The organism is Peptostreptococcus sp. (assembly GCF_977045075.1).
In genome coordinates this window covers 1-11670 of the sequence record NZ_CDRRTB010000051.1, presented here as the reverse complement: position 1 = coordinate 11670, position 11670 = coordinate 1, and the positions used below count along the sequence as shown (strand labels likewise).

Genomic DNA, 11670 nt, shown 5'->3' with positions numbered 1-11670 from the left:
GGAGGCAGAATGGAGAATATAAAAAGGAAGGCCCTTTTGGTTATCAGCTTTGGGACTTCCCATATGGATACTAGGCAGAAGACTATAGAGGCCTGTGAAAAAAGGTTGAGGGACAGGTTCCCTGACTACGACTTTTATAGGTCATGGACATCAAAAATGATTATAAAAAAGCTAAAGACTAGGGACAATGAGGAAGTACTTTATCCTAGTCAGGCCCTAGACCTACTTTTGGAAAAGGGCTACAAGGAGGTATATATCCAGTCTCTCCATCTAATTTGTGGTGAAGAGTACAACAAGATGATGAATATAATAGACAACTACAGGCATAAGTTTGACAAGATACTTGTTGGAAGGCCCCTGCTTACCAGTCTAGAAGACTATGACTATGTGACCGACCTAATAAAAGAGGTTAGTCTTGAAGATACTAAGCTTGATTTGAAGAGGTCAGCTAGTGTATGGATGGGTCATGGTACAGGACATCAAGCACATGCCTCATATGCAGCCATAGACTATAGGTTGAGTAGAAATTCTATCAAGGCCTATCTTGCGACTGTAGAGGGCTATCCTGAAATAGAGGACATGATATTCTTCCTAAAAAAGGATGGAATAGAAAAGATCCACCTTAGACCCTTTCTATTGGTGGCTGGAGACCATGCAAAAAATGATATGGCTGGCCAGGAGGAGGATTCTTGGTTGAGTATACTAAGGGCCGAGGGCTTTGAAGTAGAGGTCCATATGGAAGGTATGGGTGAATTTGAGGCTATCCAGGACAAGTTTGTAGAAAACCTAGCTGATGCTATTGAAGAGGATAGGAGGATAGGCGTAGCTTGTCGAGACCAAGAAGTGGAAGCTGGAAGGTTCTATGGTATAGGGACAGGACCTGGTGATAGTCAGCTCCTTACTATAAAGGCGGCCAAGACCCTTGATAAACTAGATATACTATACCTACCACAGGCAAAAATTGGTGGGGAGAGTAGGGTAAGGAAGATAGTAGACCCTTACCTAAGGCCGGACCTTGTCCTAAAGGAAAGACACTTCCCTATGTCCTACGATAGCCAGGAAAAGAGGGAATCTTGGGATGCCATATCTAAAGAGATAATAGATGATGTAAGGCATGGCAAGCAAGTAGGCTTTGTCAGTTTGGGAGACCCAATGCTGTATTCTACCTATGTCTACCTACTAGATAGGCTGATAGACAGGATAGAAATCGAAACAATACCAGGTCTTAGCTCCTTTTCAAATATAGCAGCATCCAATAACTTCTCCCTAGCCATGGATACAGACCCAATGCTAGTATATCCGTGTACAGGGTCTATGGAGGAGATAGAAAGGATGGTAGATTTATTTGATTCTATAGTTCTTATGAAGGTCTATAAAAGATGCAGGCCAATAATAGAAATGCTTGAGGCCAAAGGTCTGGCAGACAAGTCTATTATGGTATCGAATTCTGCTATGGAAGAAGAGCTGGTTTATAGGGATATAAGCCAGGCTAAGGACCTAGACTCTTATTCTTACTTTACTACTATAATTGTAAACAAGAAGACCTACAAGGCTAATATATAGGATTTATGGACCAAAAACAATTAAAATAAATATGTTAAGATAACTAATATTTCTATAATAAATTAAATAAATTCGATTAAAATATATAAAAAAATAGCATTGACAGTAAGATGGCCTTTTAGTATCGTTACTTTGAAGGTCATTACCGTCAATGCCAGAATTTATGGAAAATCTAGTTTACTTTGTTATTGCCTATAAAATAGGCAATAAACGAGTCTAGCCAATAGACTAGTCTATTAGGTCTTCTAGGCTAAAGGAAGACTCTTCAGAATCCCTTACCGGATCTGGACTAGGGGCATCATCTGCCATCTTCTTCCTCTTGCTAGAGGCCTTTTTTATATCCTTATTTTTTCTTTTTTCATTTTTCTTTAACTTTTTCTGAAGCTCAAGCAGGTTAAGCTTTTGAGTATTTTCCATAACCCTCTGCCTATGGACCTCTGGGTCCTCTAATATGCTGATAAAGCTTGCAAGCAGCATAAAGGCTCCGACTATAAAGCTCAGTGCATATTCACCATAGATTATATAGGTAATTATATCAGACCCCATCTTGTGACCTAGTAGGTATGCCAAGAAAAACTTTGAAGCATAGGCTACAATTGCTACCGAAACGGCATAACAGGACCAAGTAGGAAAAAATCCGTCAAATAGGTGTAGAATCATATTGATAATAACAAATACCAGGATTGCCTGTAGTCCTATAAACATTAGCCATAGACTATTAGTGGAAACGCTTGGTGACAGGCCTATATAGGCAGGTAGTATAATACCCAAAGGTATGGCCAAGAGTGATATAAGAGGTCTAGCCGCTATAGTAGTATCCCTCTTGAAGAACCTAGTTAAAATAGGTATTACCAAGATTATAGAGATAAATATAGTGTAGAAGTAGATCGCCTTTCCATATATATCCATACCGAAGTCCTTGCAGGTAATGGCCGACATACCCAGGCCTGCGTAGACCATGAACCAGCTAGGGAAGACATACTTTATCCTAAAGTTAAAGACGTATTTAATTGTAAATATGATCAAGATTGCCGTTTGAATGACGACACCTGCTACCCAAAAATAAAGGTTGGCCTTGTCAAATAGCTCCTTCATCCATACAGATATCATTATCAATGACATAGGAAAGGATGAGAAGAGGGATAGGCCTACAGGTGATTTGATGCTAGTGTAAAAGCTAACTGGGCTCAAGAATATCTTGGCTATAGTTAGTATTAGTAGTATTAAGGCCACTATCATACACATGTCACTCAAAAAAGGAATCAAGCCCTTAAATATGTTTCCTAGAAGTACCCAAGCCAGGGCCAAGGCCGTGATTGGTAGGGGCATTCTAGCTATAAACTTTCTCAAAAAACCACCTCTTATTAAATAACTATATAATATTTTTATATACCTTAGTAATTATAGCACATTTATATGAATATTACTATAAGTTTGATTATTGGGTTCTAATATAGTAAAATTGGAGTTAGGATTATGCCTAGTAAGAAGGAGGGGTAACTATGAGAAAGAAGATATTTTCAAAGATAGATAAGATACCTAGGGGAAGGGCAAGCGACAAGATTAGCAAGCTATGTCTAGTCCTTGAGGGAGGAGCCTTTAGGGGTCTATACAGCGAAGGGGTACTGGATGCCTTAATGCTAGCGGGTATAAATGCAGAGTGTACAATTGGTGTATCTGCAGGGGCCATGAATGGAATGAATTATGTATCTGGCCAGATTGGTCGAGCAGCCAGGATCAACCTTACCTATAGGCATGATAGCAGATATATAGGCCTAAAGGCTATCAAGACCAATAAGGGAGTTGTAGGTTTTGATTTTGTAATGAATCAGATTGATGAGGAAGCCTTTGATGAGGAGACCTTCTTTGACAGGAGGAAGAGGTTTGTTGTCGTTGCTACTAACTGCCTGACTGGTAAGCCGGAATATTTTGACAGGGACCAGCTTGGAGACAAAATATACGATGCTGTCAGTGCATCTGCCAGTATGCCATTTATTTCAAAAATGGTTGAAATTGAAGGAGTTCCCTACCTAGATGGGGGCTGTAGCAACAAGATTCCTTATAGGTGGGCCCTAGACCAAGGATATGAAAAAATTATAGTAGTTAGGACCAGGCCAAGCTCATTCAGGAGAAAGGTAAAGTCTAACCACCTAGTGACAAACAGGGTATACAAGTCCTATCCTGAATTTGCAGAGGTCCTTGCCAGGAGTGACCAGGACTACAATAGGCAGTGTGATGAGCTAACAATCTTAAATTCACAGAAGAGGCTATATGTTATTAGTCCATCTGTATTTATGGACGTAAATAGGTTAGAGGGAGACCTAGAAAAGTTGGGTCAGCTTTACAAGCTAGGCTTTGATGATACAGTAAGACAGATTAAGGATATAATGGCCTACCTATACCTGTAATATATTATATGGGAGCTTACTTATTTTAAAAAAAGATGTTCATTTAGTAATATTTTTTGGTATAATAAGGATGATGGGTAAGTTTTAAAAGTTTATAAGGAGGAAATTATGGCATTAGTAAATACTAAAGAAATGTTCAAGAAGGCATATGAAGGTGGATATTCTATAGGAGCTTTTAACATCAGTGACTTAGAGCAGTTACAGGGTGTACTAGAGGCTTGTAAGGAAAGAAATTCTGCTGTTATAATCCAGGCTTCAAAGTCTGCTATATCATATGCAGGTATCGACACACTAGTAGAATTAGTAAAGGCTGCTTCTGAAGAAATCGGAGTAGATTGTGCCCTACACCTAGACCATGGTCCAAACTTTGAAATGGCTAAAAAGTGTATCGATGCTGGATTTACTTCAGTTATGATAGATGGTTCTCATCTTGACTACGAAGAAAATGTAGCTATTACTAAGCAGGTTGTTGAATATGCACATCCTAAGAATGTTACAGTTGAAGCTGAACTAGGTGTATTAGCTGGTACAGAGGATGATGTTACATCTGACGTACATAAGTATACTGAGCCAGACCAGGCGGTAGATTTCGTAAATAGAACTGGTGTTGATTCACTAGCTATAGCAATCGGTACTTCTCATGGAGCTTTCAAGTTCAAGGGTGAGGCTAAACTAAGATTTGATATACTAGAAGAAATCCAGTCTAAGCTACCAAACTATCCAATCGTACTTCACGGTGCATCTGCTGTTGACCAGGACGCTGTTGCTACTTGTAACAAGTTCGGTGGAGATATAGCTGGTGCCAAGGGTGTTCCAGTAGAAATGCTAAGAAAAGCTTCTGAAATGGCTGTTTGTAAGATCAATATGGATACAGACCTAAGACTTGCAATGACTGCAGCTATCAGAAAGTTCATGGCAGAAAATCCTAAGGAATTCGACCCAAGAAAGTACCTAGGTGCTGGTAGAGATGCTATAAAGGAAGTTGTTCTTGGTAAGATAGATACTGTATTAGGTTCTAAGGATTCTTTATAGGAATTACTTAGGAGAAGGTATAGTTATTTAAATAAGCAAGCATAACCATAACTTATAAATAATAGAAACTTTTAGGGGAGGCTATGCCTCCTCTTTTTTGACGAAAAGGACTTATTCTAGCCCTTGATATCAGCTATAAATTTAGCTAAAAGTGGATAAAAAAATAGGAGAGTCTATAAAAACTCGCCCTTACATCCATTATACAACAAAAAAGATATAATTTAAAGACTTTAATTAGTTATGAATCTCTATTATACTAAAAATAAGAAGTAAATAGGTTGAATTATCAATCTATCCGAAGGGAGTTGTTTTTATGAGAATAACAGTATCAGGAAAGAAGATAAAATTAACTGATGGAATTACGGGCTATATCGACAAGAAGTTCAGCAAGTTAGAAAAGCTGCTTGACCCTGAGGCAGAATTAAGAGTTACGGTAAGTGCAAACAAGAAGGAAAAACAGAAGGTTGAAGTTACTCTGGATAATATTAATGGACATGTTGTAAGAGCTGAAGATGTACAGGACGACCTGTATTCAGCTATAGACCTAGTGTGTGATAAGTTAAACAGACAGATTGTGAAATACAAGAATAAATTCAAGACTAGGGGCGCAGGAAATTCAACTATCAGGTTTGAGAATTTTGATGAATTAGTAGAAGAAGAAATCGACAGCCTACCAGGTGATACAGAACTAGTATTTGAGAGAAAGAAGAGGTTTAATCTTAGACCTATGTCAGCAGAAGAGGCTGTATTGCAGATGAACCTATTAGGACATGACTTCTTCCTATTCAAAGACCAGGATACCTTCGAGGTTTGTCTAGTTTATAGAAGGGGTGACGGTGGCTACGGCCTAATTGAGCAAGAATGATGAGACTCCTGAGAGGGTTGACATATAGAGATTGTTAATATACGATCTCACCTATTTTTTAGAGGACAGTATGTAATTACTGTCCTCTATGCTTTTAGCAATATATTTGATATAATAAGTATATACAATGAAAATAGAGGTGATAACTTGATAATACAAAAGCAATTTCAGATTTACGAACCTAAATTTGAACATGAATTATTTGGAAATTTTGATGAAAATATAAAGCTTATAGAAAAGAACCTAAATACAGATATCCTCCTAAGAGAGGGGACTATTGTAGTTCTGGGAGAGGAAAAAAATGTAGAGACTACGCTAGAGCTCTTGGGCCAGCTACACAGGATGGTTGAGGTAGGCAAGACCCTGGACAGGCAGGCTATATTATATGCCATCGACCTTATGTTTGGAGGTAGTCAGGACAGGATAAAGGAGCTAGAAGATACTATAGTAATTACCAAAAAAGGTAATCCCGTAAAACCAAAGACCCTAGGGCAAAAGGAGTATGTCAACCTTATTGAAAACCACGACATTACCTTTGGAATAGGTCCAGCGGGTACAGGTAAGACCTACCTTGCAGTTGCCATGGCAGTAAAGGCCTTTAAGGCTGATGAAGTTACAAAAATAATCTTGACTAGGCCAGCAGTAGAAGCGGGAGAAACACTTGGATTTTTACCAGGTGATATGAAGGACAAGGTAGACCCATACTTGAGGCCCCTTTATGACGCCTTATTTGATATGTTTGGACCAGACAAGTTTAACAAGTTCCTTGAAAGAGGAATTATAGAGGTTGCCCCCCTAGCCTTTATGAGGGGCAGGACCCTAGACAATGCCTTCATTATACTGGATGAAGCCCAAAATACTACGCCAGAGCAGATGAAGATGTTCCTGACAAGGTTAGGCTTTGGCTCGAAGGCTGTAGTTACAGGTGATATTACCCAGACTGACCTACCTAGGTCTAGGCAGAGTGGCCTAGTCCAGGCGATTAAGATACTTGAGGGAGTAAAGGGTATAGGTTACAAGGAGTTGACTGAAAAGGACGTTGTTAGACATGAGCTAGTTCAGAGAATTATCAAGGCCTATGCCAAGCATGAAAAGAGGATGGAGTTTAAGGAAAAGTCCGGTGAAAGAAAGAAATCTAGAGATGATAGGTCAGGAGATAGTGACTCAAGAGGAAAGAGTAGGGATAAAAAATGGAAATAATTTTTGAAGATAGACAGGATTTTGCAAGGCTAGACCAGGATATAATGGATAAGGTAGAGGCAGTAATCCTAGGTGTTCTAGCCTATGAGGGCTATGACGATGACTACGAAGTAAGCCTATCCTTTGTATCAAACGATGAGATAAGGGAAATAAATAGGGATTATAGGAAGATAGACAAGGTGACTGATGTCCTATCCTTTCCAATGTATGATGGTGAGGAGGTCGATGTAGACTTCGGGGCAATATCCCTAGGAGACATAGTGGTTTCCATAGAAAGGGCATCTGACCAGGCCAAGGACTTTGGTCATAGCCTAGAAAGAGAGGTATGTTTCTTGGTATGTCATAGCATGTTCCACCTGCTTGGCTATGACCACATGGAAGAGGAAGAGGCCAAGGAAATGAGGGCCAAGGAAGAGGCTGTACTTAGCCAGCTAGGAATTACTAGAAACTAAAGCTGATGGGGGATTTGTATGAATAAAGACCTGAGAGATGATAGGAATATAGATGAAAATATAGATGAAAATCTTAATAAAAAGACTAGTAGAGTAGACCTTGAGGACATAGATGAAATGATGATAGGTGAGTCAAGTGGCATGGAGGAAAAGAAGTCCTATAAGCCAGACAAGGAAAGACTCAAGGAAGAAAAGGATAGGGAGAGATACAAGGCCTTTAAGAAGAACAAGGACAAGAAAATAAAGCAGGGCTTTACCAAGTCTGTAAATGCTGCCATTGATGGTATCTTATATACCTTTAGAAGTGAGAGAAATATGAAGCTCCACTATTTGGCCTGCTTCCTGGTACTTATAGCCAGCCTATTCTTTGACTTTTCAAAGATGGAATTTATAGTTCTTCTAGGAGCTATTACCCTTGTTGTAATCACAGAAATGATAAATACAGCAGTAGAAAAAACCGTAGATATGGTAACCCAGGAGTACAACCCCCTGGCAAAGATAGCCAAGGACGTGGCTGCAGGGGCAGTATTAGTATCTGCCATATACTCAGTTGGTGTGGCCTACATACTATTTTACAAAAAGCTTACCCTACTTACAGGCAACCTGGTTTATAGGATAAGGGAGTCAGAACTCCACATTACCCTTATATGTATAGTGGTAGTCCTTATAGCAGTTGTGGTGGTTAAGGCCATAACATTTACTGGTACGCCCCTAAAGGGTGGAATGCCTAGTGGCCATGCAGCTTTAGCCTTTGCAATAGCAACATCTATCACCCTTATGACAGAGAGGGTTGAGGCATCTTCTCTTGCCTATCTGATGGCGCTTTTGGTGGCCCAGAGTAGGATAGAGGGAAAGATTCACACCTTCTGGGAGACAGTAGCTGGAGCCATACTGGGGACCCTGGTGGCCATAGTTATATTCCAGCTTGGCTTGTTTTATTAAAATTTGAAAAATACTACCGTATATGGTATAATTAAAATGTTTTATCAAAATAAAAAGAGGCATTTAAGGAGAAATATATGGAATATAAATCGGGTTTCGTCAGTATAGTAGGTAGACCTAATGTAGGTAAGTCTACACTGATGAACAACATGGTAGGTGAGAAAATCGCCATAATGAGCGACAAACCTCAGACTACAAGAAACACCATCCAGGCTATATATACAGATGACCAGGCTCAGATAGTATTCTTGGATACACCAGGCATACACAAGCCAAAGAACAAGCTAGGACAGATGATGGTAAAGTCAGCCGAAGAATCTTTCAAGAATGTTGACTGTATCTTGTTCGTAGTAGATGACTCAGACAAGATAGGTAAGGGAGATTCTATGATTATAGACAACTTAAGAAAGGCCAAGGTGCCTGTATTTCTTGTAATCAACAAGGTTGACAAGATAGCCAACAAGGAGGATATATTTGACCTGATAAAGATGTATGATCAGGAGGGGGTATTCAAGGAGATAATTCCAGTATCGGCCCTAAAGAACTCAAATATTGACAGCCTTATAAAGGCTATAAAGCAGACCCTAGATGTAGGACCAAAGTACTTTCCTGACTATATGGTTACAGACCAGCCTGAGAGGGTCTTGGTTGCAGAACTAATCAGGGAAAAAGTGCTTCAGTATACTAATGATGAGGTTCCCCATGGAATAGCAATTGAGATTGAAAAGATGAAGGCCAGAAAGGACAAGGACATAGTAGATGTATCAGCAGTTATCTACTGTGAAAGAAACTCCCACAAGGGCATCATTATAGGTAAGAATGGTAGAAAGCTAAAGGGAATCGGAAAATCAGCGAGAGAAGAAATAGAATTTTTATTGGATACAAGGGTAAATCTCCAATTATGGGTTAAGGTTAAGGAAAATTGGAGAAACCTGACTAATTTTATTACTGATTTTGGTTTAAATGAAAATAGAGATTAAAAGGTGGTTATGATGGATAAAAAACAGGACTCGGCGCGAGAGTTGTACAATGAAGTTAAAGAAATGATTGATAAATCCAAGCTCATTGAGTTAAAGGAGACCTTGGAGGAGTACCATACGGTAGATATATATGATGTATTGATGGAGCTAGATGAGGTAGATAGGGTAAAGCTATTTGAAATACTACCCCTAGACACTGCTGCATCAATACTAGAGGAATGTGAACTAGACCTATTTATGGAGTTGATTTCAGAAATGGATGTAGACCATGTTAGGAGTATATTCGAGGAGATGTCACTAGGTGACCTTGCAGACATCCTAAGAGACATGGGAGAGGAAGAAAGAGAAAAGATCCTTGATATGGTCAACAAGGAGGATGAGACTGAGCTAAGAGAACTATTGGCTTATGTAGATGAAACCTCTGGTTCAACTATGAAGAAGGGCTATGTAACTGTAAATAAGAACCTAAGTGTCATGTCTGCTATCAAGCATATAAGGACAGAGGCAGTTGACGCAGATTCAATCTACTATATTTACGTACTTGACAATGATCAGAAACTAGTAGGTGTACTTTCACTTAGAGAACTATTCTTAGCCAAGGACTCAGAGATAATTGAGGACATAATGATGGAGAATGTCAGGTCTGTAAATGACAATGACGATAGGGAAGAGGCAGTAAAGATAGTTTCAAAGTATAACCTTGTTGCAGTACCAGTTGTTGATGACGAGGGTATCCTAAAGGGCATCATAACTATAGATGACATTATTGATGTAATGGAGGAAGAGGCCTCAGAGGACCTTTACAAGATTGCAGGAAGTAGTGAGAGAGAAAGAGATACTGATGAAGATGACAATTCTACCCTAGGTCAGCAGATTATATCTTGCGTGAGGGGTAGGTTAGGATGGTTGGTATTGACAGCAATCATCTCCTTTATAACAGCTATTATATTTATGAATTTTAAGAAGGTTATAGATAAGAATCTTATAGAATTAATCTTCTTGGCACCTTTAGTAGTAGCTTTGGGAGGTAGTGTTAGCAGTCAGTCATCATCTGTAACAGTAATAAATCTAACAGACAAGGACAAGGGCGTAGATGGCGTACTAATACTTAAGGAAATCATAAGTAGTTTGATTAATGGTATTGTAGTAGCTATAATTGCAGTTATTTTGCTGGCAGTATTTATAGGTAAGCCTGAAATTACAATGGTCGTAGCCCTAACTATTTTAATAAATATGGTACTAGGTGCATGTGCAGGTACCCTATTACCTATTATCCTAGCTAAGATGGATTCGGATCCAACGGCTATATTCTCGCCTATAATGGCAGTATTGATGGATGTAATAGGAATAGGTGTTTACTATGTAATGATAAGCACATTCTTAATGTAGATAATTAGATGATGATATTAGATAGCTAAATTGGAATGAGAATTGCAATTTAGCTATTTTTGTTAATTTATGAGGTAGAAATGATAGTTTTAGATACGCAAGGTATAGTTCTAAGGGCCGTCAAATACAGGGACAAGGACCTGATACTTACCATATTTACTAGGAAATATGGTAAGGTTTCAGCCATAGCCAAGGGAGCCCAGGGACAAAAGAGCAGGTTTTTATCTGCATCCCAGCTTTTTTCCTACAACAACTACAACCTAAGAAAGCAGAAGGATATGTTTACCCTTTACCAGGCTGACAATATCAAGAGCTTCTATAATATTTCCATGGACTTTGAGAGTTTTTCCTATGCCTCCTTTATAATTAAGCTGGTGGAGGCCAATATTGTGGAAGGCCAGCCAAATAATAGGCTCTTTGAACTTCTAGCCCAGACCCTATTTTTGTATTCTGAGAAAATAGACAATAAGAACCTGGTCCTAGATGCTTTTTTGCTCAAGTTTGTGGACTATATGGGCTATAGACCCAACTTGGATAGGTGCACAATATGTGGCAATAATAATTTGAAATATGCTGTATTTTCTGTCGAGGATGGGGGTTTGGTATGCAATAATTGCAATACCAAGGAAAAATTTTTTATAAAATTGGATCAAACTACTATATCACTTATGCAATATATACTAAATAATGATATAATAGTATGTAGCAAAGCAAAAGTTGCAGAGGTCTTGGTCAGGGAGCTCTTTTCTTTATTGAAGATCTACCTGGTCAATTATTTTGAAAATGTCAGTTTCAAATCCCTAGACCTCTTGAAAACTTTAAAGTAATATCTATTTTTT

Annotated in this window: 11 protein-coding genes; 10 read left to right on the top strand and 1 reads right to left on the bottom strand. The window is 38.8% G+C overall.

Features of this window, described 5'->3' with window-relative positions:
• The coding region (locus ACW6OJ_RS05325) for a cobalt-factor II C(20)-methyltransferase (RefSeq protein ID WP_456095964.1) at nucleotides 1-1563 on the top strand (1563 nt) is incomplete at its 5' end.
• A 228-nt stretch (nucleotides 1564-1791) separates the two neighbouring features.
• On the opposite strand, the gene ACW6OJ_RS05320 is transcribed toward ACW6OJ_RS05325, so the two are convergent.
• A complete protein-coding gene (locus ACW6OJ_RS05320; RefSeq protein ID WP_456095963.1) occupies nucleotides 1792-2913 on the bottom strand; it encodes a hypothetical protein in 1122 nt (373 codons plus the stop codon).
• 152 nt (nucleotides 2914-3065) lie between these two features.
• Here ACW6OJ_RS05320 and ACW6OJ_RS05315 point away from each other — a divergent pair, with 152 nt between their 5' ends.
• From ACW6OJ_RS05315 to recO, 9 genes are all read left to right on the top strand, one after another.
• Complete coding sequence (locus ACW6OJ_RS05315) at nucleotides 3066-3971, top strand: patatin-like phospholipase family protein (RefSeq protein WP_456095962.1); 906 nt, start codon at nucleotides 3066-3068, stop codon at nucleotides 3969-3971.
• A 108-nt stretch (nucleotides 3972-4079) separates the two neighbouring features.
• Nucleotides 4080-5003 carry a class II fructose-1,6-bisphosphate aldolase gene (gene fba / locus ACW6OJ_RS05310; protein WP_293429630.1) on the top strand — a complete coding sequence of 308 codons (924 nt, stop codon included), beginning with the start codon at nucleotides 4080-4082 and terminating at the stop codon, nucleotides 5001-5003.
• A 313-nt stretch (nucleotides 5004-5316) separates the two neighbouring features.
• Nucleotides 5317-5868, top strand: a complete 552-nt coding sequence (gene hpf, locus ACW6OJ_RS05305; RefSeq protein WP_293429632.1) for a ribosome hibernation-promoting factor, HPF/YfiA family — start codon at nucleotides 5317-5319, stop codon at nucleotides 5866-5868.
• Between the two features lie 147 nt (nucleotides 5869-6015).
• Nucleotides 6016-7068: a PhoH family protein gene (locus ACW6OJ_RS05300; protein ID WP_456095961.1), complete on the top strand. Its 1053-nt coding sequence runs from the start codon at nucleotides 6016-6018 to the stop codon at nucleotides 7066-7068.
• Nucleotides 7059-7520, top strand: a complete 462-nt coding sequence (ybeY, locus tag ACW6OJ_RS05295) for an rRNA maturation RNase YbeY (protein ID WP_293435712.1) — start codon at nucleotides 7059-7061, stop codon at nucleotides 7518-7520. Before ACW6OJ_RS05300 ends, ybeY begins: the two co-directional genes overlap by 10 nt.
• A gap of 240 nt (nucleotides 7521-7760) precedes the next feature.
• Entirely contained in the window at nucleotides 7761-8462 is a 702-nt protein-coding gene (locus ACW6OJ_RS05290) for a diacylglycerol kinase (protein WP_293429663.1), read from the top strand.
• A 77-nt stretch (nucleotides 8463-8539) separates the two neighbouring features.
• Entirely contained in the window at nucleotides 8540-9442 is a 903-nt protein-coding gene (gene era / locus ACW6OJ_RS05285; protein WP_455104751.1) for a GTPase Era, read from the top strand.
• 12 nt (nucleotides 9443-9454) lie between these two features.
• On the top strand, nucleotides 9455-10831 hold the full coding sequence (mgtE, locus tag ACW6OJ_RS05280; protein WP_314494852.1) for a magnesium transporter: 1377 nt from the start codon (nucleotides 9455-9457) through the stop codon (nucleotides 10829-10831).
• Nucleotides 10832-10911: 80 nt separating this feature from the next.
• Nucleotides 10912-11658, top strand: a complete 747-nt coding sequence (gene recO, locus ACW6OJ_RS05275) for a DNA repair protein RecO (protein WP_293429647.1) — start codon at nucleotides 10912-10914, stop codon at nucleotides 11656-11658.
• The last annotated feature ends 12 nt before the right edge of the window (nucleotides 11659-11670 follow it).